The organism is Nocardia sp. NPDC051832 (genome assembly GCF_040681285.1).
Classification (GTDB): domain Bacteria; phylum Actinomycetota; class Actinomycetes; order Mycobacteriales; family Mycobacteriaceae; genus Nocardia.
The window spans coordinates 79358-104327 of record NZ_JBFAYL010000003.1 but is presented as its reverse complement, the minus strand read 5'-3'; the positions used below and the strand labels follow the sequence as shown (position 1 = coordinate 104327).

General features: G+C 68.0%; 19 protein-coding genes and 1 pseudogene. 11 read left to right on the top strand and 9 right to left on the bottom strand.

Going from position 1 to position 24970, the window contains the following annotated elements; genetic code table 11:
• Positions 1–642: 642 nt before the first annotated feature.
• Together AB0M14_RS18170 and AB0M14_RS18165 are read left to right on the top strand one after the other, a co-directional pair.
• Positions 643–2805, top strand: coding sequence for a transglycosylase domain-containing protein (locus AB0M14_RS18170; RefSeq protein ID WP_364998921.1), 2163 nt, complete (start codon positions 643–645; stop codon positions 2803–2805).
• Between the two features lie 129 nt (positions 2806–2934).
• Positions 2935–4641 carry a glycosyltransferase 87 family protein gene (locus AB0M14_RS18165; RefSeq protein ID WP_364998919.1) on the top strand — a complete coding sequence of 569 codons (1707 nt, stop codon included), beginning with the start codon at positions 2935–2937 and terminating at the stop codon, positions 4639–4641.
• Here AB0M14_RS18165 and AB0M14_RS18160 read toward each other — a convergent pair.
• Together AB0M14_RS18160 and AB0M14_RS18155 are read right to left on the bottom strand one after the other, a co-directional pair.
• Positions 4638–6203 carry a TerD family protein gene (locus tag AB0M14_RS18160; protein WP_364996170.1) on the bottom strand — a complete coding sequence of 522 codons (1566 nt, stop codon included), beginning with the start codon at positions 6201–6203 and terminating at the stop codon, positions 4638–4640. The two genes, AB0M14_RS18165 and AB0M14_RS18160, sit on opposite strands and share 4 nt — an antisense overlap.
• Before the next feature lie 30 nt (positions 6204–6233).
• Positions 6234–7499, bottom strand: coding sequence for a TerD family protein (locus AB0M14_RS18155; protein WP_364996168.1), 1266 nt, complete (start codon positions 7497–7499; stop codon positions 6234–6236).
• Positions 7500–7664: 165 nt separating this feature from the next.
• On the opposite strand from AB0M14_RS18155, the gene AB0M14_RS18150 reads away from it, so the two are divergent.
• From AB0M14_RS18150 to AB0M14_RS18125, 6 genes are all read left to right on the top strand, one after another.
• The gene (locus tag AB0M14_RS18150; RefSeq protein WP_364996165.1) at positions 7665–8291 is read left to right on the top strand and encodes an AIM24 family protein; all 627 of its coding nucleotides are present in this window, start codon (positions 7665–7667) and stop codon (positions 8289–8291) included.
• A gap of 10 nt (positions 8292–8301) precedes the next feature.
• Positions 8302–9003, top strand: coding sequence for an AIM24 family protein (locus AB0M14_RS18145; protein WP_364996162.1), 702 nt, complete (start codon positions 8302–8304; stop codon positions 9001–9003).
• Between the two features lie 3 nt (positions 9004–9006).
• Entirely contained in the window at positions 9007–9768 is a 762-nt protein-coding gene (locus tag AB0M14_RS18140) for an AIM24 family protein (RefSeq protein ID WP_364996160.1), read from the top strand.
• 64 nt (positions 9769–9832) lie between these two features.
• On the top strand, positions 9833–11329 hold the full coding sequence (locus AB0M14_RS18135; protein WP_364996157.1) for a hypothetical protein: 1497 nt from the start codon (positions 9833–9835) through the stop codon (positions 11327–11329).
• Between the two features lie 107 nt (positions 11330–11436).
• Positions 11437–12489, top strand: coding sequence for an alpha/beta hydrolase family protein (locus AB0M14_RS18130; protein ID WP_364996154.1), 1053 nt, complete (start codon positions 11437–11439; stop codon positions 12487–12489).
• 45 nt (positions 12490–12534) lie between these two features.
• On the top strand, positions 12535–12945 hold the full coding sequence (locus AB0M14_RS18125) for a hypothetical protein (protein ID WP_364996151.1): 411 nt from the start codon (positions 12535–12537) through the stop codon (positions 12943–12945).
• A 94-nt stretch (positions 12946–13039) separates the two neighbouring features.
• Here AB0M14_RS18125 and AB0M14_RS18120 read toward each other — a convergent pair whose 3' ends face one another.
• The 4 genes from AB0M14_RS18120 to AB0M14_RS18105 are packed head-to-tail and all read right to left on the bottom strand — an operon-like array spanning position 13040 to position 19014.
• On the bottom strand, positions 13040–13885 hold the full coding sequence (locus AB0M14_RS18120; protein ID WP_364996148.1) for an HAD family hydrolase: 846 nt from the start codon (positions 13883–13885) through the stop codon (positions 13040–13042).
• Positions 13885–16551: a phosphoribosyltransferase gene (locus AB0M14_RS18115; protein ID WP_364996146.1), complete on the bottom strand. Its 2667-nt coding sequence runs from the start codon at positions 16549–16551 to the stop codon at positions 13885–13887. Before AB0M14_RS18115 ends, AB0M14_RS18120 begins: the two co-directional genes overlap by 1 nt.
• Complete coding sequence (locus AB0M14_RS18110; protein WP_364996143.1) at positions 16548–17759, bottom strand: HpcH/HpaI aldolase/citrate lyase family protein; 1212 nt, start codon at positions 17757–17759, stop codon at positions 16548–16550. Before AB0M14_RS18110 ends, AB0M14_RS18115 begins: the two co-directional genes overlap by 4 nt.
• Positions 17760–17778: 19 nt before the next feature.
• Entirely contained in the window at positions 17779–19014 is a 1236-nt protein-coding gene (locus AB0M14_RS18105) for a hypothetical protein (protein ID WP_364996140.1), read from the bottom strand.
• A gap of 143 nt (positions 19015–19157) precedes the next feature.
• Between AB0M14_RS18105 and AB0M14_RS18100 the strand changes: the two genes are divergently transcribed.
• Together AB0M14_RS18100 and AB0M14_RS18095 are read left to right on the top strand one after the other, a co-directional pair.
• A complete protein-coding gene (locus AB0M14_RS18100; protein WP_364996137.1) occupies positions 19158–19733 on the top strand; it encodes a TerD family protein in 576 nt (191 codons plus the stop codon).
• A gap of 179 nt (positions 19734–19912) precedes the next feature.
• Positions 19913–21034 (top strand): DUF475 domain-containing protein, encoded by a 1122-nt coding sequence (locus AB0M14_RS18095; protein ID WP_364996135.1) that lies wholly within the window; start codon positions 19913–19915, stop codon positions 21032–21034.
• 117 nt (positions 21035–21151) lie between these two features.
• Here the strand turns inward: AB0M14_RS18095 and AB0M14_RS18090 are convergent.
• Positions 21152–21928, bottom strand: a pseudogene (locus AB0M14_RS18090) (DMT family transporter); the annotation flags it as partial.
• A gap of 81 nt (positions 21929–22009) precedes the next feature.
• On the opposite strand from AB0M14_RS18090, the gene AB0M14_RS18085 reads away from it, so the two are divergent.
• The gene (locus AB0M14_RS18085) at positions 22010–22546 is read left to right on the top strand and encodes a CGNR zinc finger domain-containing protein (protein WP_364996133.1); all 537 of its coding nucleotides are present in this window, start codon (positions 22010–22012) and stop codon (positions 22544–22546) included.
• 2 nt (positions 22547–22548) lie between these two features.
• Here AB0M14_RS18085 and AB0M14_RS18080 read toward each other — a convergent pair whose 3' ends face one another.
• Both AB0M14_RS18080 and AB0M14_RS18075 read right to left on the bottom strand, forming a co-directional pair.
• Positions 22549–23511, bottom strand: a complete 963-nt coding sequence (locus tag AB0M14_RS18080) for a DUF389 domain-containing protein (protein ID WP_364996131.1) — start codon at positions 23509–23511, stop codon at positions 22549–22551.
• A 36-nt stretch (positions 23512–23547) separates the two neighbouring features.
• Positions 23548–24915, bottom strand: a complete 1368-nt coding sequence (locus AB0M14_RS18075; RefSeq protein ID WP_364996128.1) for a hypothetical protein — start codon at positions 24913–24915, stop codon at positions 23548–23550.
• Between the last annotated feature and the right edge of the window lie 55 nt (positions 24916–24970).

The following is a 24970-nucleotide window of genomic DNA, read 5'->3' as shown; positions in this document are numbered from 1 at the left end:
CCGGAGCGACGTCAGGGCCCGCCGCCCGGTTTTCGTCCACTGCCCCCGCCGCACGCGCGGGATCCGCGGGAGCGGAGCCCGCGGAGTGACCAGAATCCACCGCCCCCGCAGGGTGGGCCGCGTGGGCCGCAGCCGCCGCGTCAGGGTCCGCCCCCGCAAGGCCGCCCGCCCCAGGGCCAGCCGCCCCAGGGCCAGCCGCCCCAGGGCCGGCCGCCGCAGGGTCGTCCCCCGCAGGGCGCGCCCAATCCGCAAGCCACCCAGAAGCTTCCGCAGCCGGGCCGGCCGGGCTCGTTGAGCGAGGCTGTGGCCGAACGCAATCGGCGCCCGGAGGCGGGCGCCGGCGGCCGGGCCGCGACCGGCTCGCGACCGGTGACCGCGCCGCGCCCCGCGACCGAGCGTCCCGGTGTCGAACGCACCGGCCGCGAGAATCGTCCAGGTGTCGAACGCACGGGTCGCAACGGCCGTCCGAACGGCCCCACCTCCGGCGAGCGCCGGGTGACCGCGGGCGGTCCGCCGTCCGGTCCCCCGCCGCGCCGCGGTGGCCGCGGTGGTGACGGCGGCGACGACGGGCCCGGCAAGCGCCGTCCCGCCCAGCGCAAGCGCTCGCCGTGGAAGATCGTGCGCCGCACCCTGTATGTGCTGATGGCGCTGGCCATCGTGGTGCCGAGCACCGCGTTCCTGATCGCCTATTCCGCGGTGTCGGTGCCCAAACCCGGTGACCTGAAGAACAATCAGGTCGCCTACATCTACGGCAACGACGGCGAGACGGTGCTCAGCAAGGTCGTGCCGCCGGAGGGCAACCGCACCGACGTCACCATCGACCAGATCCCGCCGCATGTGCGCAACGCGGTGATCGCCGCCGAGGACCGGGATTTCTACACCAACCCCGGTTTCTCCATCTCCGGCTTCGCCCGCGCCGCCCGCGACAACCTGCTGGGCAAGGAAAGCGCCGGCGGCGGCTCGACCATCACCCAGCAGTACGTGAAGAACGCGATGGTCGGCGACGAACGCTCCTACACCCGTAAGCTGCGCGAGCTCGTCATCTCGGCGAAGATGGCCCGGCAGTGGAGCAAGGACGAGATCCTCACCGCGTACCTGAACACCATCTACTTCGGTCGCGGCGCCTACGGCATCGACGCGGCGGCCAAGGCCTACTTCGGCAAGCCGGTGCAGGAACTGAGCGTGGCCGAGGGCGCGGTGCTCGCCGCGACCATTCAGCTGCCCTCCGCGCTGGATCCGGAGAAGAACCCCGAGGGCGCGAAGACGCGCTGGAACTACGTGCTCAACGGCATGGTCGACATGGGCAACCTGAAGAGCGGCGATCGGCAGGGCATGCAGTACCCGACCGTGGTGCCGCTGGCCACCGTCCGGGACAAGACCCAGGACTCCGGACCCGAGGGCCTGGTGAAATCGCAGGTGCTCAAGGAGCTCTCGGCCGCCGGCATCAGTGAGCACGAGCTCAACACCCAGGGCCTGAAGATCACCACCACGATCGACCCGAAGATGCAGCAGGCCGCGGTGGACGCCGCGACCAAGAAGATGCAGGGCGAACCCGACAACCTGCGGACCGCGGTGGTGTCCATCGATCCGCGCAGCGGCGCGGTGAAGGCCTACTACGGCGGCACCGACGGCCAGGGCTACGACTTCGCCAACGCGGGTCTGCAGACCGGTTCGTCGTTCAAGGTGGTCGGCCTGGCCGCGAACCTGGAGCAGGGCATCCCGCTCTCGCAGATGTACGACAGCTCCCCGTTGACGGTGAACGGCATCAAGATCACGAACGTGGAAGGCGAGCAGTGCGGTACCTGCACCATCGCCGAGGCGCTCAAGCGATCGCTGAACACCAGCTTCTACCGGATGCAGCTGGACATGGGCAACGGTCCGAAGAAGATCGCGGACATGGGCCACAAGCTCGGCATCCCCGAGTCCATCCCCGGCGTCGCCAAGACGCTGAGCGAGTCCGACGGCTCCGGCCCGAACAACGGCATCGTGCTCGGCCAGTACCAGGCCCGGCCGCTGGACATGGCTTCGGTCTACGCGACGCTGGCCGCCTCCGGCGTCTACCACGCACCGCACTTCGTGACCAAGGTCGTCACCGCCGACGGTGACGTCCTGCTCGACCGCGGCGAGGTCGCCGGCGAGCAGCGCGTCTCGGCGGCCGTGGCCGACAACGCCACCGCCGCGATGAAGCCGATCGCCGCGTGGTCGCGCAATCACAACCTGGCCAATGGCCGGGAGTCGGCGTCCAAGACCGGCACCGCCCAGCTCGGCGACACCGGCGCGAACAAGGACGCCTGGATGGTCGGCTACACCCCCTCACTGTCGACCGCGGTATGGGTCGGCACCGAGCAGGGCGATCCGCTGAAGAACTACCAGGGCGGCATGATTTACGGCTCCGGCCTGCCGTCGGACATCTGGAAGGCCACCATGGACGGCGCCCTCTCGGGCACCACCAACGAGACCTTCCCGAAGCCCGCCCCGATCAAGGGCCAGGCCGGTGTCCCGGAGTGGTCCGCGCCCTACACCGCGCCGTCCTCCACCCAGCAGCAGTTCGTGCCGCCGGTGATCGTCCCGAGCCAGGTGGAGATCCTGCCCGGCATCACCATCCCGGTGCCCGGTGTCCAGCAGCCGCAGCAACAACAGCAGCAGCAGCAACAGCAGACGCCGGAGACCCCGGACGCCGGCCCGCTGCCCGGTCAGCCGGTCGCGCCGACCGACGGCTCGCAACCCACCACGACGAACTCGAACCGTCCCAACAACGGGAACGGCAACGGCAACGGCACCCAACCGACGACCCGAAATCGGTAGGCGCCCCGAGGTTGTCGGCGGGTGTCTTCTGATGCGCCTGTAACCTCGGGTGCCGTGGATCAGCAACTGACGGACGCGCGGACGAAGGGGAGTGTGCCGCGCTCCAGTGGGGGGCAGGAGCTCGTCGAGGTGGACAACCACGGTGCGCGCTACGTGTCGGCCGGCCCGGTGGCGCCGGATCTGCGCTCGGCCGACGCGCGGGATCGGCCGAGTCGCAACGACTCGCTGACCGCGCAGCTGTCGACGGTCATCGGCGGTCCGGTCGGTGACCACGCGCTGATCGGACGCGCCCGGTTCTGGACGCCGCTGCGGGTGCTGTTCCTGTTCACCGTGATCTTCCTGGCGTTCGGCTGGGCCGCGAAGTCGCCGTGTATCCAGCAGACCACCGCCGCCGACGGCCGGCCGATGCTGGACTGGAACAACGGCCGCCAGTACACCGCGATGTGCTACTCCGACACCGTCCCGCTCTACGGCGCGGAGCGGCTGGACGAGGGCGCGTTCCCGTACAAGAAGTGGTGGACCGAGGAGACGCCCGACGGCGGCGTCGAGACGCGGTACATGGAATACCCGGTGCTGTCGGGGCTGTACCAGTACCTGGGGATGCAGATCGCCAAGTCCTGGGACGCGTCGCCGTTGCCGGGGGCGCTACAGGTCGTCCTCTACTTCAATGTGATCGCGTTCGGTCTGGCGCTGGCCTGGCTGATCACGGTGTGGGCCTCGGCGACGCTGGCCGGGCGGCGGGTCTGGGACGTCGCGCTGATCGCCTGTTCACCGCTGGTGATCGTGCACGCGTTCACCAATTTCGACGCACTCGCAACAGCTTTCGCGGCGACCGGCCTGCTGGCCTGGGCGCGCCGCCGGCCGGTGCTGGCGGGCGTCCTGCTCGGACTCGGCGGCGCGGCGAAGCTGTATCCGCTGCTGCTGCTGGGCCCGATCGTGATCCTGTGCCTGCGCGTGGATCCCCTGCATCGGCTGCCGAGCGCGCGACCCGGACTGCGGCTGCGGGATATCGACAGCGCCGCGGCGGCGCTGGCCTGGATCCGGGAAACCCCCGCCCGGGTCCAGCGGCTCAGCCTGCGCCCGCTCGGCGCCGCGGGCGTCGCGGTGGGCGCGGCGCTGGGGACCTGGATTCTGGTGAATCTGCCGATCGCGCTGCTGTTCCCGGACGGCTGGCGGGAGTTCTTCCGGCTCAACACCACCCGGCACGCGGACCCGGACTCGATCTACAACGTGATCACCTCGTTCACCGGCTGGCCCGGGCTCGACGGCGAACTCGAGCACGGTCAGGCGCCGTCCGTGCTGAACCTGGTCTCGCTGCTGCTGTTCGTCGCCGCCTGCCTGCTCATCGCCTACATCGCGCTGACCGCGCCGAAGCGGCCGCGGCTGGCGCAGCTGTGCTTCCTGGTGGTCGCGGCGTTCCTGCTGACCAACAAGGTGTGGAGCCCGCAGTACTCGTTGTGGCTGGTGCCGCTGGCCGTGCTCGCGCTGCCGCATCGCCGAATCCTGCTGGCGTGGATGACGATCGACGCCCTGGTGTGGGCGCCGCGGATGTTCTACTACCTCGGGCTGGATCGAAAAGGCTTGCCCGAGGAGTGGTTCACCGGCACGGTGCTGCTGCGCGACATCGCCGTGCTGGGTCTGTGCGCGCTGATCGTGTGGCAGATCTACCGGCCGGAGCAGGATTTGGTGCGCCGCGATTTCGTGGACGATCCGGTCGGCGGCATCGTCGATCGCGCGGGCGACCCCCTGCTCGCCTGGCTGCCGGTGTGGTTGCGGCCGTGGGATTCCGTGCGCAACCACCATCCGGCCCGGACCACCGAGCCGGCCGGCCGCTAGTCGACGCGCAGCAGCCGGGCCTGCCGATGCGGGTCCGGCGGCAGCAGGTCCAGCTCCAGGTGCCAGGCGCTGCCGGTCCACGGGTCGAACATCGGGGTGTCGACCAGCGTCGGCAGATGCCGGCTGGCCTGGGACAGGACCGCGATGGTCTCGTCCTCGGACTCGGATTCGTCGGTGCCGACGATCATGATGGACAACCCGATCAGGTCGCCGCGCAGCATGAGCGCGCCGATGCGCTGAGCGTCGACGGGCTGGTAGCCGTGCGGGAAGTCCGCGGCGATCAGCACCCGGTGCTCGGTCGGCGGGGTGAAATTGTCGGTGGAGTACGCCATTTCGGCGAGCTCGGCCTGGTCGGCGAGAGCTTTGATGCGGGCCGAGATCTCGCTGTGGTCGGTGACGACCGGTCCGTTCAGCAGCGGCAGCAGCGGGGCGATCAACCCGGTGAAGGCGCCGGACAGGTCGATCACGTCGAGTCGGCAGCGGCGGGTCGGATCGGCGGCGCGTAAACGAGCCAGCAGCGCGCCGACCACCGGGACGACGGCCGCGGAGTGCTCGGTATCGATCCACAGCGGCCGGGTCAGCGGCACCGGTACGCAGTACGGAATCCGCAGCGGCCCACGCTCGTCCGCGTACAGCTCGCCCAGGCGGATGCCGTCGGACTTGGCGGCCGGGCGATCCCAGGACGCCGAATCCCAGGACGCCAGCGCGGGCGGCAGCTGGTCGTCGGCGGCGGCGAGCTCCTGGATGAGGTGCTCGCTGTCGCGCCGATGGTTCGCCTCCGCGGTGGCGATCAGGTCGTCGTAGCGCTGGTGGGCCGCTTGCCGGACGGCCTCGCCGGCCGGGCTGTTGCGCGTCGCCGGATCGGAGACGGCGGCGGACAGCTCCTCGTCGAGGCGGTCGGTCGCGTAGTCGCGTGCGGAGATCAGCGCGGCGGCCGAGCGGGCGGCGTCCTCGAAGATCATCCACAGGCGTTCCACCCCGTGTGACATCTCCAGCGGCGCCCCGGCCTGCGGGCCGGTGATGGCGCCGTGGTCGCCGCCGTGCGGGGTGGCGGCCTGCGCGGACTGCACGTGCGCGTCCGGGCCGGGGTGATCCACCTCGACGCCGTGCGCGGTGAGCAGCACCGCGAGACCACCGGCGTAGCCCTGGCCGACGGCGCGCACCTTCCACGCCGCGCCGCGCCGGTACACCTCGAGGCAGATCAGCGCGGTCTCCCCCGCCAGCGGCGCGATCGTGAATTCCGCTGCCGCCGTGCCGTTCTCCGACAGCGTGGCGGTGACCGGGCCGAGCCCGCCCAGCGGGGCGGGATCGGCGCTGACCACCAGCAGCACCGCCTTGGCGTCGGCGCGGACCTGCGATAGCGTGACCGTCACCTCGTCGCCGGTGAGATCGACTCCCGCCGTGGCGGTCTGGTTGTAGAAGACGAAGTCGCCGGTGTCGAACACCCGCAGGTTCTCCGCCACCACCAGCGCGGAAACATCCAGTGCCGCCGCGGCTTTCGCACTGAACCGGAGGACATCGGAGGCCAGCGCGGTGTTCTGACCGGCTTTGAGCTGAATCACGTGATCTGCCCTGTTGTTTCGACGAAGTGGCTAGTTCGGCGACAGGAACCGGCCGAGTTGCGGAATCGCCTCACCCGGATGCTTGGCCTGGAAGCCCTCGCCGAGCGCCTGCATCTTCCAGTCGGCGCCGACCCGGTACACCTTGGCCATCGCCATCGCGGTGTACGCCATGCCCCCGGCCAGCGTGTAGCGCGCGAGCTCGGCGTTGTTGGTGCCGTCGATCAAGCGGCAGAACGCGTTCTGCACCTGCTCGAAGGTGTGGCCCTTGTAGGAGGTCACCACGAAGACCAGGGTGCTGATGTGGGCCGGGATGCGGGTCAGGTCGACCAGGATCATCTCGTCGTCGCCCTCGCCCTCACCGGTGAGGTTGTCGCCCTGGTGCCGGACCGAACCGTCCTTGGACGAAAGCTGGCCGTAGTAGGCGTAATCCGCGGGGTTGGCGTCGGCGAACATGATCACCGAGGCGTCCAGGTCGATGTCGACGGTGCGGTTGCCGAACATGCCGCGCGTCTGCACCGGGTCCCAGCCCAGGCCCATCTTCACGAACGTCAGCGCCGCGCCGCCTTCCTTGCGCAGCGTGACCTTCTGCCCCTTGACCAGGCTGACCGGGCGGTCCTTGCTCAGGCTGACCTCGCCGGTGGGCTGTGGCGGCGGGGCCTGCTGGGCCGGCGGCGGGTAGCCCTGGCCGGGCGGCGGCGCGTACTGCTGCTGGGGCGGCTGCTGCGGCGGGTAACTCGGCGGGCTCACCGGCGGCGGCGGCGGGGCGGCCTGAGCGGCGGCCGAGGAAGCGGAATCCTCCACGGTCACACCGTGATCGGTGACCAGCGCGGCGAAACCGCCGGCGTAGCCCTGCCCGACCGCGCGCACCTTCCAGGAGCCCTGGCGCCGGTACAGCTCCAGCGCGATCACGATGGACTCGCTCTGCAATCCGGTGATCTGGTACTCGAACAACCGATTACCGCTGGAATCCGACACGATCGCCGTCGGCGGCGCGAACCGGCCGAAATTGCTGGAAGCGTCGTCCAGGGTGATCACGGCGCGGATCTGATCGATGTCCGGCGGCACCGAATTCAGCGACACCGCAAGCGAAGCGGGCTGTCCGGCGGGCGCGGGCTGCAGGTTCACGCCGGGACCGCTGGGTTGATTGAAGAATACGAAGTCCGCGTCCGTGCGGACCTTGCCGCGTTCGGTCACCAGCAGCGCGGACAGGTCGGCCGGCGCCGCGAGCTGGACGGAAATCACCACATCGTTGGTGGCCAGGGGACCGTTCTGGCCCTTGGCGAGTGTTGCGGACAAGGTAGACCCTTCGCTTGTCGGTGCATTCGATAGTCACTCTACGAGAAATGTGGTGGTCCCCGCCGGAGCAAACGCGTTAACAGGCGGCCAGTGGATAGACGATCTCGGACTGCGGCCGTTAGGGTGACGGCCGTAGCGGTCGACAAGGGGCAGGCAACTCACCACATGGCGCAACTGTTAGAGCAATCCAAAAAGGTCATCGAGGCCCAACTGAACGGCACCTCCATGCGTGCGATCTCGGGTTCGATGATCGCCTACGAAGGCAATGTGCAGTTCAAATCCGCCGGTTTCGGCGGCGGCGAGGGCGTGCTCGCCGGAATGAAGCGCCGTGCCACCGGCGAGAAACTCTCGCTGATGGAATGCCAGGGCCATGGGCGGGTCTTCTTCGCGGTGAACGGCCAGGACGTCACCGTGGTGAACCTCAACAACGAGACGCTGCAGGTGGAATCGCAGCAACTGCTCGCCTACGCCGGGAATCTGCGCACCGATGTGCGCTTCGCCGGGGTGAGCGGCGCGTCGAGCGGGCAGGGCCTGTTCACCACCACGGTCACCGGTCAGGGTCAGGTCGCGCTGCTGTCGGCCGGCGGGCCGCTGATCCACCTCGAGGTGTCGCCGCAGTATCCGCTGATCGTCGACCCGGACGCCTTCGTGGCCGCGCAGGGCAATGTGCAGTCCTCGTTCATCACCAGCAATATGGGCTGGCGTGACATGGTCGGCGCGGGCTCCGGCGAGGCGTTCCAGATCAGGTGGGACGGCCAGGGCGTGGTTCTGATCCAGCCGGCGGAACGGTAAGGGCGCAACGATGTTCGAGAAAGTCAACGGCAAGGTCGTCAAGGTCAATGTCGGGATGGCCGGCGGCGTGGTCGCGCGCAACGGCGCGATGCTGTTCTACACCGGCGATGTCTCCTTCGCACCACACCAGATCCCGGGCGCCGGTCAGATGGGCGGCGGTGCCGGCCTGATGCGGATGGCCGGGCGGATGATGGCGGGCGAGCACGAGCGCACCATGCTCGCGCAGGGCCACGGCGAGGTGCATTACGGGTTCGCCGGGCTGGAGGTGCATGTGGTCCAGATGCAGCCCGGCGCGATGTTGCGGGTCGAGGCCTCGCGCCTGCTCGCCAATACCGCAGCGTTGCAGAGTTCGGTTGTCTCGGTGATGAGTTCGGGCGGAGGCGGCGGAGGCGGCGGTGGCCTGATGGGCGCGCTGCGTGGCGCGGCCACCGGCGCGCTGACCGGTCAGGGCATGTTCACCACCCAGCTGTCCGGCCAGGGCGCCGCGGTGCTGCTGGCGCACGGCGGTTTCCTGGAACTGCAAGTGGGCGGGCCGAATCCGGTCGTCGTCGACCCGCAGGCGTTCATCGCCGCCTACGGCAATGTGCAGACCGAGTTGAAGTCGGCGGCGAGCTGGCGCGACGCGGTGGGCAAGGGGTCCGGCGAGGCGATGCAATTGCATTGCGCCGGACAAGGCGTCGTGTACGTGCAGGCCTCCGAGGAGAAGTTGTAAACCATGGCGCAAATCTTCAATCCCATGAATCTCGGTGAGAGCGACAATATCCCGGGAAACGACTACGCCTACTGCATCGATTTGAACAAGCCGTGGTTCACGCGCAAGGGCGCGATGATCGCCTACTACGGGCAGATTCAGTTCCAGATGCTCACCCACGGCCTGCAGGGCGGGCTGATGCACATGGTGTCGCAGCAGTTCTCGGCGCCGCTGTTCACCGGCGACTACGTGGTCGCCGAGGGGCACGGCAAGCTGATCATCGGCGACCGCGGTTACAACATCAATTCCTATGACCTCGAGGACGGCAACCTCACCGTCCGCGCCGCCAACCTGCTCGCCTTCGAGCCGGGGCTGTCACTGAATCAGTCCATCGTGCCGGGCTTCCTGACCTTGATCGGCACCGGCAAGTTCCTCGCCTCCTCCAACGGGCCGGTCATGTTCGCCGAGCCGCCGCTGCGGGTGGACCCGGAATCGCTGGTGGGCTGGGCGGATTGCCCGTCCCCGAGTCATCACTACGACCAGCGCTGGATCACCAGCTTCCTGGCGGCGGGTGCGGCCCGGATGGGCGCGACCTCCGGGGAGGAGCGCCAGTTCGATTTCACCGGCGCGGGCACGGTGCTGATCCAGTCCAGCGAGAAGGTGATGAACGACGCGATGCTGGTGCGCACCATCGAGGGGCAATTGCAGAGCGGAATCGGTCCCAGCGGGCTACAGCGCTTGCAGGCCACGATCATGCAGCAGTTGCAGGGCCAGCAGCAGTACTAATCCTCGAGTCTCACCCACCGAGACTGTTGGTCAACTGCCCATGTCGACTGTTAGCGTGTGGCGCGTGTCACCGAAGTTCCTGCGTCGAGCGGCGTCCGTCGCCGCCGCCCTCGCCACCTGTTTCCTCGTTCCGGCGAGCGCGGGCGCGGGACCGATCCCCTCGGTTCCGCCGCTCGACGTGCCGGAATTCCTCGGTGACCCGGCCACCGCCGACCCGATCCTCGGAATTCCGGCGATCCCGCAGCATCCGTTCCTGGCGCCCAACGGCAACGCGGGCATCCACAACGACGGCTGGATGAGCGACACCTACACCCGGCCCGGCCCGCTGGGCGTCGGCACCACGGTGAATTCGCTGTTCCTGGCGAGCGAGTGCGGCTCGGTCGCCTTCGACCGCGCCGGGCGCATCATCGCCACCTGCATCGGCGCCCAGCCCGGCCTGTATCTGATCCATCCACGGTCGTTGCAGGTGCTGGGCAAGTACCCGCTGCCCGGCAAGAATCCCGTCGACCTGCTGAAACCGGGCGCCTTCACCAACTTCGGCGGCGGCGCCTACTTCTATGTCGACAAACAGGACCGCGCCGTCGTCGGCACCGCCACCGGCCACATCCTGGTCCTCGCGGAGAACCCCGCCGCCAACGGCTTCACCCTGGTGCGCGACTACGACCTGAATACCGTGCTGCGCCCCGGCGAGACCCTGAACTCCGCGCTGCCCGACGCCAACGGACTGCTCTGGTTCGTCGCCAAGGCCAGCGGCGTGGTCGGCACGCTCGACCTGGAAACCGGTGCGACACAGGTGATCCGGCTCGGCAACGGCGCCGAGGGGCAGATCCAGAACTCGTTCGCGGTCGGGGCGAACGGGGACGTCTACGTCGCCACCAACCGGGAACTGCTGCGCTTCGACGCGGGCCCCGGCAAGACCCCGGCCATCACCTGGCGGGTCACCTACGCCAACGGCGGCCAGCACAAGCCCGGCCAGGTGGACGACGGCACCGGGACGACCCCGACCGTCCTGCCCGACGGCTTCGTCGCCATCACCGACAACTCCGACCCGATGAACGTCGTGGTGTACCGCACCGCCCCGAACGCCGCGCAGCGTCAGGTCTGCAGCGTCCCGGTGTTCGACCGCGGCGCGAGCAGCACCGAGAATTCGCTGATCGGCGCGGGCCGCTCGCTGATCGTCGAGAACAACTACGGCTACACCGGCCCCGACGCGACCATGCTCGGCGCGACCACCACGCCCGGCTTCGCTCGCGTCGACATCGACGACGACGGCAACGGCTGCCATCTGGTGTGGACCAACAGCACCGAGGCCGCGCCCACCGTCGTGCCGAAGCTCTCGCTGGCCACCGGCCTGATCTACACCTACACCAAGGGCACGCAGGCCACCGATCCCTGGTACTGGACCACGCTGGACTTCCGCACCGGCGAGCTGGTGTGGAAGCGTCTGTCCGGCAGCGGAGTCGGCTTCAACAACAACTACGCGGGCATCGCGCTGGGCCCCGATGGGACCGCCTACCTGGGCACCCTCGGCGGGCTGGTCTCGCTGCGAGACGGGCGCTGAGGCCCCCCAATTCCGGTGGGTGGGATCGGGCTCTAACGACGCTACAGTGAGAGCCGATCTGATCATCGGACCAGATTTTTATCGCTGTACGAAGAATTGAGGGGCGGATGTCGCACCACCGGGGCAAGCGGATCGCGCTGGCGGCACTACTAGGCGCGGTCGCGCTCGGAGTCGGGGTGGCGCCGGCCACGGCGGATCCGGTGATCACCAATCCCGGCGTGATCAAGCCCGCGATCAAATCCGCGGACGGGTCCTACGTCGACAAGATCGCGACCAAGGACAGCCGCAATGTGCGGATGCAGATTTTCTCCACAGCCATGAACAAGAACGTCTCGGTGGACGTGCTGCGGCCCGCCGACACCTCGGTGCCGCGCCCGACGCTGTACCTGTTCAACGGGGCCGGCGGCGGCATGGACGACGCCTCCTGGAAGCGCAATACCGACGCGCTGGAGTTCCTGGCGGAGAAGAACATCAATGTGGTGCAGGTCGTCGGCGGGGCGTGGAGCTTCTACACCGACTGGATCGCGGCGGACCCGGTGCTCGGGGTCAACAAGTGGCAGACCTTCGTCACCGAGGAAATGCCCGCGCTGATCGATGCCGCGCTCGGCACCAACGGCGTCAATGCCGTTGCGGCGCTGTCGATGACGGGCACCTCGGTGCTGAACTTCGCGATCCAGAAGCCGGGCCTGTTCCGCAGCGTCGCCACCTACAGCGGCATCGCGCAGGTCAGTGACCCGATCGGGCAGCAGATGGTGAAGCTGACCGTGGAGACCTGGGGCGGCGGCGACACCAAGAACATGTGGGGCGATTTCAACAACCCGCTGTGGGCCGCGAACGACCCGATGGTCAACGCCGAGAAGCTGCGCGGCACCCACCTGTTCTTCTCCACCGGCAACGGCATCCCGGGCGAGTACGACCAGCCGGGCGGCAAGTTCCGCATGGAATCCCCGGAGGAAACCCCGAAAACCGTTGCGCTGGGCGGCATCATCGAAGCGGGCGTGAACTGGTCCAACCAGAACATGAACAACCGCCTGAACCAGCTCGGCATCCCCGCCACCTTCGTCTACCGCAACAGCGGCACGCACTCCTGGGGCTACTGGCAGGATGACCTGAAGTCGTCCTGGCCGACCCTGGAAAAGGGCCTGTTCAGCGCGCCGTAGGACGAATCTTGTTAAACAAGAGCATTTTTGGTTACTAAAGGGACTATGCGTACATTCAAGCTAGCCACCGGAGCCACTGCCCTCGCCGCCGCCGCGATCACGCTGTTCGCGGGCACCGCGTCCGCCGCGCGGACCGCCGACGCGGTGGGCGGCAAGGACAACATCACTGTCTCGATCAACAACACCGATGACAAGTGCTGGTCCGGGACGGTCATGCTGGACGATCGCCTCCAGCAGGCCATCCTGACGCACGAGAAGCCCTCCGCCGTGCTCGCGGACATCAAACCCGGCACCTACAACGTGCAGGTCCACCTGTTCGTCGGTGAAGGCGAGAGCTGCACCGTGAACAAGCCGGCGATCGAGCTGCTGAACAAGAACGTCGAGGTCGGCGGCACCGCGGGTAACCCGCTGCAGGACCTCATCGAGTCCGGTAGCGCGGCCCTCGGCCAGAAGTAAACAGTCTCCTCGCCGCGGCGATCTTCAGCCGGGACTCAGCTGCACGCCCCTACCGCGTGCCTGAGTCCCGGCCGAAGCCCATGCTGGGACGATGTCAGGCCGCGGCGGCCGGAGATTCCTGGATCAGCCAGTTGATGATTTCCTCACCGGCGAGGATGCCGGAGGCCTGGGTGATGGTCAGGTTCGGGCTGGTCCAGTTCAGCTGCTCCAGCTCGCCGTGGCGGGGCCGGATCGCGGCGTCGGCGGCACGCAGCATTTCCGCGTCGAGCGCGCCGTCACCGGCCGCCAGAGTAGTTGCGCCCGCGACGAGTTCGCCGGATTCGGTGAGCCGCCGCCGGACCTCGGCGACCGCGCGGCTCTTGCAGACCGCCAGCGGCATCGCGTAGATCTTGCGACCCTGCTGCGACGCGGACCAGCCGTGCGCACGGCACCAGGCGTCCCATTCGGCGAGGAAGCCTTCGGGAACCAGTTTGGGCCGGACCACCAGGTAGCAGAACAGGTCATCGGCTTCCCGGAACTTGGTGACCCAGGAATCGTCGATGCGGGCCCGGAGTTCGGCGGTGACCTCGGACAATGTAGCGCCGCCGGTCCGGACCTTGGTGTCGATGTCGATCCGCCAGCGCAGGTCCGGGACTCCGTCGACCAGGATGTTGCCGCCGTTGCTGGTGATGGCGTAACGCCATGGGGCGCCGGGGAGTTTGATCCGGTCGAACTGCTTGATGGTGCGGGTGGTCGTCGGAATCACGGCGGCCGGCTCGGTCAGTGACTGCATGCGCAGCGCGGCGGTCGTGGTCATGAACGAGAGCGGGTCGCCGTCGAGATGCTCGACGCACACGGTCGGCACCTCGGCCCCGACCGTCATGGCATTGCGGGAGTAAATCATGGTGCGGTCCAGATCGGTGGCGACCAGGGTCTGTCTTCGCGGTCTGCTGAATAGCATTACTTACGCACTTCCTTGATCAGTCCCATGCACGAATAGGCAAGGTCGGGAACGACTTCCACCGGCACACCGCGCGCCGCCGCGAGCAGGCGCAGATGCGCGTGCTCGGGAGCGTCGGCTTCCCGGACCAGCACCCGCCACGGCACCCGCCGCAACAGCACCCGAGTCGTCTCGCCGACACCGGGTTTCACGAAATTCACGCTGGCGATGCCGTACTCGGCCCGCACCTTCTCCACCGAGGTCCAGCCGGACCAGGTCGGCGTGCGGTCGCTCGCGTGAATCGCGGCCAGCTCGGCGGACACTCGATCGCGCACGGCGGGGAAGGCCGCGCTGACGGTGTCGAGCAGTCGCCCCGACACATCGTCCCCGGCCAGATCCCGGTAGAACTTCCCGCCGTGGAAATCGCCGGGCCCGATCAGGGTGTCGTTCAGTACGGTGCGCGAAATCAGCCCGGACACCGTCGAATTCAGGCAGGCCGAGGCGATGAGGAAGTCGTCGCGAGTGCCGTAGGTGCGCACACAGTGCCCCGGGTCCGCGAGCACGGCCAGTTCACCGTTGAAGCGCGCACCGCCGGCGGCGTGATAGGCGTCGAGTGCGTCGTTGAGCTCGTGGGTGATCGCGCCCTTGCCGGTCCAGCCGTCGACGAACACGATCGACGCCGGATCATGGTGGCGGGCCAGGTAATCCAGCGCGACGGCATCGATGCCGCGACCACGAACGATCGACACGGCGTAGTGCGGGACATCCAGGCTCGGCTGACCCGCGCCGCGGCCAGACTTCAGCCAGCGCTTCATCAGGATCCCGATCGGAGTGCCCGCGCGCGCCAGCGACACCAGCACGATGCCCTCGCCCCGTTCGGCCACCACAAGTTCCGAGACCGTCGCCACCGCGAGCGCCAACCGTTCCGCGCTCGCCTCGAGTACTTGTTCGAACAGCTCACGATAGGCGGCGTCCGGCTGGAACTCGATCGGCAGCGACTCGGCGTAATGCGCCTCACCCGCCTGGATGCGCTGCTCGCGCTCGGCTACGTCGGCCTCGAGGTCGGCACCGGACAGGTCCTTGAGCAGCCACGAAACCTCTTCGGCTGCATAGGAACCGAACTCCGGACCATAAAGCGGGGTAGGCAGTTCCAGCGTGAGTCGCGGGGCGGTCGATGAAGTCACGGCTCGTCCTCCATCCTGGCGCGCGGCACCGCGGCCAGGTCGTTCATCGATCCGAGCCGGTTTGTCGCCGTTGTCGGCCGGTCGGGTGGGCTCTGCGGGTACACGCTGGTCGGCGGTAGCCGCGGCGGTGGCGGCCGGCACCGACACGGCTGGAGCGGCTGGAGCGGCTGGAGCGGCCGACGCACCCGTGCGCTCTTCGTGCAACTCACGCGGATCCGCGCCCGGCAGTACCGCGACGATGACATCGGATCCGGACGCGGTCAGTACGTCGACCAGGCCGCCTTCGGCGATGAGTTCGGTGGTGTCGGCGGGCTTGTCGATAACGACGACCAGCACGGCGTCAGCTCTAACCGGAACCGTCGGCGTGACACCGGTCATCGCCTCGAGCTCGGCGTCGAGGTCCTGGCTCCACTGCGCGTTGTACAGGTAGCGGGGGGCTTCGGCATCGGGTTCCGGTGCGGTGAAACGGAATCCGCGACGCAGCGGGTAGCCGGGCTCGTCCAGTACGTAGGCGGGCGAGCGGGTCGTCGTCTGGAAACGGGTGGGAACACCGGATTCGGCCAGCGCCGCCGCCAGCCGCAGCGGCTGGTACATCAGCTCCTCGTGGCCGAGCACGATTGCCGGTCGGCCGGGGGCCGCGGCCGCCAGTCGGGCCCGCACCACCGCGGTGGCGGCGGCAACCGCGGCCTCGAACGAGGCGGTGTCGGAATCCAGGATTCCATGCCGTCCACCTTCGGGAACCGAAGACGGCCAAGGCAATTCGAGTCGGGTAAACGACCCACGTTGCGGAGCAACGGGATTCAGCTCCGGATCGGGCAGCGCGGTGACCGCGTCGATCAAGCCCTCGGGCAGCATGGTGCGTCCGGCGGCCAGGCAGACTGTGTCGATGCGCGCGCCCAGATCGGCGGCCGCTTTCTCGAACGCTTCGCAGTCGGCCTCGGTACGCATGTCGACCAGCGAGGCCAGCACGTAGTGCGAGCGCGGGGCGAAGGCATGCAGGGCACGCACCGCGTCGATAGCCGTTGCCCCGGTGGAGATCTCGTCATCGACAAGCACCAGCGGCTGATCGTTCATGAAGATTTCGGCGGGCATCGGCTGCAGCAGATGCGAGGTGGCATGCGAATGCCCCTCTTCGAATCCGGTGAGCGTCTCCGCCTCGGCCACGTCGCGGCGCGTCGAATGCAGGTAGCAACCGGCGCTGATGCGCGCGGCCACGATATGCCCGAGGCCCGTCGCGGTCTCGGCGAATCCGAGGACGACCACCTCCTGCTCCCCCACTGCCGCGCGGACCAGGTCGCCCAGCCGGTCGCCGGCGTCGAGCACGACCCGCGGATCGGTCGGCAGATGCTTGCCGAGCACCGTGGACACCAGCAGGTGCGCGCGCCGCGGGTTACGCCGCAGCCCGGGCTTGATCAGCGCCGGAATCGACAACTCGGCGGCATGCGCCCGCAAATGGTGCAGTTCGATCCCGAGTTCTCGGGTGGCCCAGGGTAGCCCGCTCATACCTTCACCAGCGCCGTCAGCAGATCCACGAAGGACACGCCCTTGTTCGCGACACCGAACACCCGTGCCCGCAGCAGCGTCTGGTGCGCCCAGCTGCGATGCGGGCGCATCTCGTTCATCTTGTTCCGGTACTCCGAGGCCGCGACCCCGCCGACCTCGACCTGCAGGATGTCCAGCGCGTCGGAGTACTCCTCGTGCGTCACCACCGACAGGGCGTGCACCGCGGCCACGTGCGAGGGGTGGATGACGGTCTTGCCCTGGATGCCATTGGCCCGATCCAGCGTGATCTCACGTAGTAGACCGTCCAGGTCCCGGCTCACCAGGTACTGCCGGAACGGTACCGCGTCGGATTCCTCGAACGGCGCGCTGCGCAGCAGCGGCCGGAACATGCGCTCGTGGTCGGCGAAGTACTCCCACACCGGCCCGGTGATGACGAAGCCGGTGCCGTCGGCGCGGCCCAGGTAGTTGACGATGTCGGCGATCACGTCGGCGACGACCCGCACGTCGTAGATGGTCAGGTCGCGGTCGCGGCGGATGCCGAAGGTCGAGCACATGTCGGTGGCGCCGACCCGCACCGCGAGCACCCGCTCGCGGTGTTCGGCCAGCAGCGCCGCGATCTCGGTGAGCTCCTGATCCCGAGTCTGGCGGTGCACCAGGGCTTTCGACTCCAGGACCGGCATGCCGTACACCGGCCGCTGTAGCCGTTCGGCCGCTTCCTCCAGTGCGTCAAGGTATTTCGCGCCCGTGGAACTGTCGAATTTGGGGAACACGAAACCGGTCAGCACCGCCGCGCCGATCCCGAGCTGATCGACGATCTCGTTGACCGTGTCGGCGTCGCGCACCCGCACGAACACCAGCGGATTCGGTTCCATGCTCTCGGCCAGCACGTTCAGCGCGGCGACGGCCTGCCCCTTGGCGAATTCCACCTCGTCGTCGGCGACCGCGTCCTCCAGGTCGATCACCATCGAACACACCCCGCGTTCGGCCCGCTTGCGGATCGTCTCCGCCAGGTCCGGCCGCGTCGCGGGCGCGTAAAGCGTTGCCCCCAAAGCTATTGCGAGTAGATCTCGATCGGTGCTGTCACCGAAGGGCTCCGGCGGCCGATGGAAAAGATGTCGTACATCCGGTCCGTGCAACTGCCGAAAATGGCGCAGCGGCAAACGCTTCCGCAGGGATATCTCCTGCTGGACGGCGATGCCCACGGTCATCGGTGCCCCATCCCCAACCTCATTCTCTTTGTTGTCCTGCTTGTTTTCTCATTCGATCCACCACGCCGGCGATGAATTCGGTGACGGCATCGAGTTCGGTGACATAGGCCCAGTAATCGGGGTGCCGCCCCGTAAGTGATTCGGTTATTCGGTCGATCCGGTCCACCTGCGCGTCGAGCACAGATCCCCACTCGGCGACGAGCCCGCGGTTCACGGCCAGCATTTGCGCGTCTCGTAGCCGGAAGCGTACGGCCTTCGACTTGTCGTTCGGTTGTGCGCGGACTTCGCGCAGCAGGGCGAGTCGTTTGGTGACGGCGTCGACCAGGCGTTCGGCCTCGGCCAGATGCCCCCGCGCGGTAGAGGTCAGTTCAAGGGTTAACTCCGGGTTGTTCTCGGCGAGCGCCGCCCGCGCCCGCTCCAAGGCGACAGCGGCAGCGTCCATGTCTCGCTGGCTCTCGCGCCCATTGTTCGCTAGATCCGCCGAACTTGCAGCATTGAACTCGCGCAGCAACGACGAGAACGCCGGGTCCAGTCGTTCCGCGCGCGTCCGCACCGCCGACAACCTGGTATTCACCGAGGTGATGGCGGTGCGCGCGGCGCCGAGCCGAGAAGGGGCCTGCGCCAAGGCATCTGCCAATTCGGCGGTAACTGTCTCCAGCCGGGTGGCCGCCGCACGTACTTTCGAGGCCGCGCCGCGCCCGGCGCCATCGGAGCCCAGCTCGGCCGCCTCCAGTGTGATGAGAGCCTCATCGACGGCGGCGGCCCGGGCGCGCACCGACGGGTACTCGGCGAACTCGCTCGCAGCAGCCTCACCACGCGTTTTCGCGGCGGTGAGCTTCACCTGCCGGGCCAGCTGCGGCACCGAACCCAGCACGGTGATCGCATGCTCGAGCTGGGATTGATGCCCGCGATAGAACTCGTCCACCCCACGGGCCGCGTCGATCAGCTGCCTGGTCACCGTGTCCGCGCGCTGTTGCCCCTGCGGGAACGGCGCCTTCGCGCGCTCGGCGGTCTCCAGCTCCTCGGTCAAGCTGAGGTACGCCCCGGCCGCCTCGTAGCATCGGGCGCGCACCGGCTCCCACCCCGCCGCGTGCCGTCGCTCCGGATAGACCTGCTCGGAGGCGTGCACCGCCGCCTCGGCCGCGCTCTGCCGCCGATCCATGTCCAGGAACGCTTCGGTCAGGCGCGCGCGAGCGGCCTCGATCCATTCGTTGCTCTCGGATGGCCGGAACCAACCACGTCTACGGCCTGCCACGCCCCGATCGTATGCGGTGTTCACGATCGGCGGCCTTAACCAGTTCCTACGCAAGTCCGCGGAAACCTACTACTGTCGTTGACGTACCCGGCTATTCGGACATGCTGGGAACCACTAGACGGACTATTGAAAGGGATCCCCGCATGGGTGTCAGTTTGTCCAAGGGCGGAAATGTCTCGCTGAGCAAGGCGGCGCCTGGCCTCACCAAGGTGGCTGTCGGCCTCGGTTGGGATATTCGGACCACCACCGGCACCGACTTCGACCTCGACGCGAGCGCCATCGCGACCGGCGCGGACAAGAAGGTCCTTTCGGACCAGCACTTCGTCTTCTTCAACAACCTGAAGTCCCCCGAGGGTGCCATCGAGCACGCGGGTGACAACAAGACCGGTGAAGGCGAGGGCGACGACGAGGTCATCAACGTCGACCTGGCCGGCACCCCGCCGACCATCGAGTCCATCTTCTTCCCCGTCTCGATCTACGACGCGGAGACCCGGCAGCAGTCCTTCGGTCAGGTCCGCAACGCCTACATCCGCGTGGTGAACCGCGACAGCGGCGAGGAGCTCGCCCGCTACGACCTCTCCGAGGACGCCTCCACCGAGACCGCCATGGTCTTCGGTGAGCTGTACCGCAACGGCGCCGAGTGGAAGTTCCGCGCCATCGGTCAGGGCTACGCCGCCGGTCTGGCCGGTATCGCTCGCGACTACGGCGTCAACGTCTAACGACGTCGCTGACGAAGAGGGGGGCTCGCCGCCGGGCCCCCTTCCTCGTGTGTCTGCGGCCCATGATCAGCGGGACGCAAATTCGGGGGGCGGCAGTTGGACATCCAGCGCGTCAGCGACCACGCTGAAAGAGACCCCAGCACTCGATTCTCATCAGACATAACACGAAAGGTCCCCCAGTGGTCCTGCGCATATACGGACTCTCCATCGCCGTCACGGTGGTATCGCTGATCGTGGCCTTCCTCTACGGCGGTCCCGAGGCGTTCATTCTCTGCGCCATTCTCGGCGTCCTCGAAGTATCGCTATCGTTCGACAATGCCGTGATCAACGCCACCATCCTGGAGCGGATGAGCGAGTTCTGGCAGAAGATCTTCCTCACCATCGGCGTGCTCATCGCCGTGTTCGGTATGCGCCTGGTCTTCCCGCTGGCGATCGTCTGGATCACCGCCGGACTCGATCCCAAGCGCGCCCTCGACCTCGCACTGAACCCACCCGAGGACGGCAAGCTCACCTTCCCCGACGGCAGCCCCAGTTACGAGAAGCTGCTCACCGACGCGCATCCGTCGATCGCCGCGTTCGGCGGCATGTTCCTGTTCATGCTGTTCCTCAACTTCATCTTCTCCGAGCGCGAGATCACCTGGCTGACTTGGCTGGAGAAGCCGCTGGCCAAGGCCGGCAAGCTGGACATGCTCTCGGTCGTCGTGGCCGGCGTCTCACTGATCCTGACGGCCGAGTTCCTCACCGCCGACGCGGATCGCTCGACGGTCCTGCTCGCGGGCCTGCTCGGCATGGTCGTCTACATCGCGGTCGACGGCCTCGGTTCGATGTTCCACACCGAGGATCTCGTCGAGGAGCATGAGCACGGCGGGCCGTCCACCCTGGTCAAGGCCACCGGCAAGGCAGCGTTCTTCCTGTTCCTCTACCTGGAAGTGCTCGACGCGTCGTTCTCCTTCGACGGTGTCATCGGCGCCTTCGCCATCACCTCCGACCCGATCATCATCGCGCTGGGCCTCGGCCTGATCGGCGCCATGTTCGTCCGGTCCATCACGGTGTACCTGGTGCGCAAGGGCACGCTGGGCGAGTACGTCTACCTCGAGCACGGCGCGCACTGGGCCATCGGCGCCCTGGCGATCATCCTGTTCATCTCGATCAAGGTGCACGTGCCCGAGCTGGTCACCGGTTTCATCGGTATCGCCCTGATCGGCGCCGCGTTCATTTCCAGCATCATTCGCAACAAGCGCAATGGCGGGGACGACGCCCCCGAGGTCGAGCTGGAGAAGTCGGCGACCCCGGTCGCCTGATCCCCGCTCGAAAGACCCGGCGGCCCCTTCCTTTCCGGAAGGGGCCGCTTTTCGTGCGGCCAGCACCAAGCCGAGCAATCCGACGCCGAGCCCGGCGATCGTCAGCGGCGGCGCCGGCTGATCGATCAGCAGCCACGCCAGCAGCGCGGTCACCGCGGGCGTCGCGAAGAACAGGCGGCCGACCCGGGTGGCGTCCCAGCGCCGCAACATCGCGTTCAGCAGCAGGAACGCGCCCATCGAGTTGATCAGCACGATCCAGGTCAGCGCGGCCGCGAAGTGCGGCACGTCCCAGATCCGCAACTGCCCGGTCGACCAGGCCAGCAGGGCGGCGATCGGCGCGCTGGCCGCGGCGTGCACGGCGGTCGCGGCGCGCGAATCGACCTGTGGCACAAAGCGTTTCTGATAGACCGTGCCGATGCTCAGGCCGAGCAGGCCGAGCACGCACAGCATCAGCCCGGCGAGCGAGAAGCCGGACTGTCCGGCCACCGCCAGTCCGACGCCCACCCCGCCGATGCCGAATCCGAGCCACTGGCGTGCGGTCACCGTCTCGCCGAGGAAACCGGCGAACAAGGCGATGACCACCGGGTTCAGGCCCTGGATCAGGGCGATGACGGCGGCCGAAACGTGGTGGGACATCGCGGTATAGAACGCGCCGAACTGCACGATTTGCATGAGCAGCCCCGCGACCACTACGTGCCGCAGGGCTTGTCCGCGCGGCCATCGCGCGCCGATCGCCCAGGCGTACAGCAGCAAGAGCGCGCCGCCGATGGCGTAACGGCCCAGCAGCACCATCATCGGCGGCGCCGCGCCGACGCCGATGATGCCCGCGAGGAAGGCGCTGCTCCACAGCAGGACGAACAGTGGCGGCGTAGCGGTGGTGAAGTGCGCCTTCATCATTCCTCCATATAACCGGCCAAGGTGGTTACTACGGTGGCAGTCCGGCGCATAACCTGTCAAGGCGGTTACTATGGGAAGATGTTCACCTTCGTCAGCGGGAATCTCGCGTTGGACTTCGCGGGCACGGTGAAGCACAGATCCACGACCAGCGTCGATGTCCTGCCCACCGCGGGCGATCTGGCCCGGTGGCTGGTCGCCGCGGGCCTGCTCGACACCGCGGATTGCGATGTCGCGACCCTGGAGCGGGCGCTGCGGCTGCGCGAGGCCGCCTACCGATTGGCGGCGGCCGCCGCGCGCGGTCAAGCCTTCGACGCCGCCGATCGCCGCCTCGTCAACGACTGCGCGCGCGGCGAGTTACCCAGCGTCACTTTGCGATCCGATGGCGGGGTGACGCGCGCCGGCGGACCGGAGGCCGCGCTGGCCATGATCGCGCGGGCCGCCGTCGAACTGCTCGGCGGACCCGATCGGCAGCGCATCAAGCAGTGCGGGCGGCCCCCCTGCACCCGGCTGTACGTGGATACTTCACGTGGCGGCACGCGACGCTGGTGCGATATGACGTTGTGCGGCAACCGCGCCAAGAGCGCGGCCTTCCGGGCCAAGCGCGGCGCGCACTGACCTCACAGCATCCGATAGGGCCGGTGCGCCGCCTTGGCGCGGCGCACCGACATCCGATGCCAGACAGCTTGCTGAAACGCGAGCGTCGCCCAGCCTGCCAACGCCATGCCGGCCAGGTTCACCGCCAGTTGCAGGGTGGAGCCCCAGACCGCCTCGCCCACACCGAAAACCGCGCCCAGCGCGATATTGCCGGACGCAGGCACGGTGGTCACCGAGATGAAGACGCCTGCCATGCCGGTCGCTTTGGCCGAGGTCAGTGCCAGCACACCGGCCATAGCGGCGACGACCGCGACGATGAACGACCACTTGTCCGGGGTGTAGATGAACGCGGTGCTCGGCCGGGGCCCGATCACGTCGTCGAGGGTGATCCAGCCCAATCCGCGTCCGATCAGCACCAGCACGAACGTGACGGCGATCGAGACCGCGAATCCGATCAGCAGGGTTCGCACCGCAAGTCCGAAGAGCGTGAACCGCCTGCGTACCAGCGCGACTCCGAGCGCCGCGATGGCGCCGAATTCCGGGCCGAGCACCATCGCGCCGATCACCAGGATCTGCGAGTCCAGGATGATGGCGATCGAGGCGATCACCGTCGCCAGCGTCATGAAGCTCAGATAGGTCCAGTTCAGCTCGGTTTCCTCGTACGAGCGCTGCGCCACATCCGCCCACACCACCGCGTCGGCACTGCTGCCCGGAGTACGCATTTCCGCGTCGAAACCGCTGCGGGAGAGCCAGGTTCGCACCTCGTCTACCTCGATGGTGCCCTCGCGGTGCACCCCGAGCTCGCGTAATCGGGTGACCACGTCGTTGCCGGCTTCCCTGGCGACGTCGGCGAGGATCAGATCACCGGATGGCTTCACCGACGCACCGCGGAGCACCGACAGCCCGGTCACGGCGTCGTCCTCGTCGAAGATCTTGATCACGTCGTCGGTCATCGCGGCCGGCGCATTGACCCGGATGTGCAGCATTCACACAGTGTGCCGCGAATTCCCTTGCGGGACCGGCTACGCGGTCACCAGCGTGCCGGGTTCGTAGCGCGGCACCGCGGGCGGCTCCGGACGGACCCCGCGCAGACCGGACCGCAGAAAGAGGAAGAACAAGACCCCCAGCAGGATCGCGCGACCCCACACCCCGAACTGCACCACGCTCTCCGAGAGCTCCACCCAGCGGCCGGTGGCCAGCGCGTGGAAGTAGCGGAAGACGCCGATTCCGATCGCGGCGTCGACCAGGAGGTAGGCCCCGATCACCGGCCAGGGCACCTCGAGCAACACCAGGAACGGCAGCAGCCACAGGGTGTACTGCGGCGAATGGACCTTGTGCAGCAACATGAATCCGCACAGCATGGCCCCACTGACGCCGATCCAGGGGTAGACGCCGGTCGCGTCGTAACGCTTCCAGCCCAGCCACAGCGCCAGCGCGAACGCGGCGAGCATCAGCACCGGCGAGGCGAAGGAGACCAGCTGCTGGAAGGAGACCTCGCTCGCGTAATCCGCGCCGAACAGCCGGCGCAGGCCCCAGTACCAGATGGAATTGGTGGTGATGTCGGCCGTGCGCAGCTGCTGGAAGGTGATCGACGCGCGCCAGCCCTCGTAGCCGAACAGTACGAACGGCAGGTTCACGGCGACGACCGTGCCGAGGGCCGCGCCCAGGGTCAGCAGCGCGCCGCGCACGTCCAAGCCCTTGCCCTTGCGTTCGCTGGTCAGCACGAACGCCAGCAGCGGCAGCAGGAACAGGCCCGGATACAGCTTCAAACAGAACCCGAGCCCGAGCAGGATCGCCGCCAGCACGCCGCGGGTGCGCGTCGAATACCTGGTCACCGTCATCACGTAGACCGCCGCGACCGCCGTGCACACCACCGGCAGCTCCCAGTTGTGGAAGGCGTAGAGCACCAGCGGCGGACCGGCCGCCCACAGCAGCGCGGCGCGCCCGGCCAGCAGCACCAGCAGTACCGCGGTCAGCAGCGCGAACGGGGCCAGCAGCCAGGCCGAATGCCGCAGGAATTCGGCGTCGTTGTCCGCGCCGATCCCGCCCAGCCACATCAGCAGGCCACCGAGCACCGGATATTCGACCGCACCCCCGGTCAGCGCGCCGTCGGGCGTGATGCCGCCGTGGATATAGGGGAAAACGTGCTGATCGATGTCGCGGCCGAGCCAGAGGAACTGGATGTCGGAATAACAGACGTCGGAATCCTTGCGGACATCGAAGGCCACACTGCGCCCGTCGCCGTAGAACGGCGCGCCCGCGCACCGCGCCTTGTTCGCGTAGGCCAGCGCCAAGGTCAGCGCGCAGAGCAGGAAAGTGACCGTGACCAGGGCAACGCGACGAGACGGGCGCGGAAAGCCCAGTACGCGCAGCACCGGTCCCGTCGACATGCGGACCACCCTAGGTGGCCGCGGCCGGGAACGCTCCTATTCCCAGCCCCACTAG

Bases quoted from the DNA above. Each gene is read 5' to 3' on its own strand.
- AB0M14_RS18170 (WP_364998921.1), top strand. From the start codon at position 643: ATGGCGCTGGCCATCGTGGTGCCGAGCACCGCGTTCCTGATCGCCTAT.
- AB0M14_RS18110 (WP_364996143.1), bottom strand. From the start codon at position 17,759: ATGACCGTGGGCATCGCCGTCCAGCAGGAGATATCCCTGCGGAAGCGT.
- AB0M14_RS18085 (WP_364996133.1), top strand. From the start codon at position 22,010: ATGTTCACCTTCGTCAGCGGGAATCTCGCGTTGGACTTCGCGGGCACG.
- AB0M14_RS18150 (WP_364996165.1), top strand. From the start codon at position 7,665: ATGGCGCAACTGTTAGAGCAATCCAAAAAGGTCATCGAGGCCCAACTG.
- AB0M14_RS18140 (WP_364996160.1), top strand. From the start codon at position 9,007: ATGGCGCAAATCTTCAATCCCATGAATCTCGGTGAGAGCGACAATATC.
- AB0M14_RS18080 (WP_364996131.1), bottom strand. From the start codon at position 23,511: ATGCTGCACATCCGGGTCAATGCGCCGGCCGCGATGACCGACGACGTG.
- AB0M14_RS18115 (WP_364996146.1), bottom strand. From the start codon at position 16,551: ATGAGCGGGCTACCCTGGGCCACCCGAGAACTCGGGATCGAACTGCAC.
- AB0M14_RS18125 (WP_364996151.1), top strand. From the start codon at position 12,535: ATGCGTACATTCAAGCTAGCCACCGGAGCCACTGCCCTCGCCGCCGCC.
- AB0M14_RS18100 (WP_364996137.1), top strand. From the start codon at position 19,158: ATGGGTGTCAGTTTGTCCAAGGGCGGAAATGTCTCGCTGAGCAAGGCG.
- AB0M14_RS18130 (WP_364996154.1), top strand. From the start codon at position 11,437: ATGTCGCACCACCGGGGCAAGCGGATCGCGCTGGCGGCACTACTAGGC.
- AB0M14_RS18075 (WP_364996128.1), bottom strand. From the start codon at position 24,915: ATGTCGACGGGACCGGTGCTGCGCGTACTGGGCTTTCCGCGCCCGTCT.
- AB0M14_RS18145 (WP_364996162.1), top strand. From the start codon at position 8,302: ATGTTCGAGAAAGTCAACGGCAAGGTCGTCAAGGTCAATGTCGGGATG.
- AB0M14_RS18120 (WP_364996148.1), bottom strand. From the start codon at position 13,885: ATGCTATTCAGCAGACCGCGAAGACAGACCCTGGTCGCCACCGATCTG.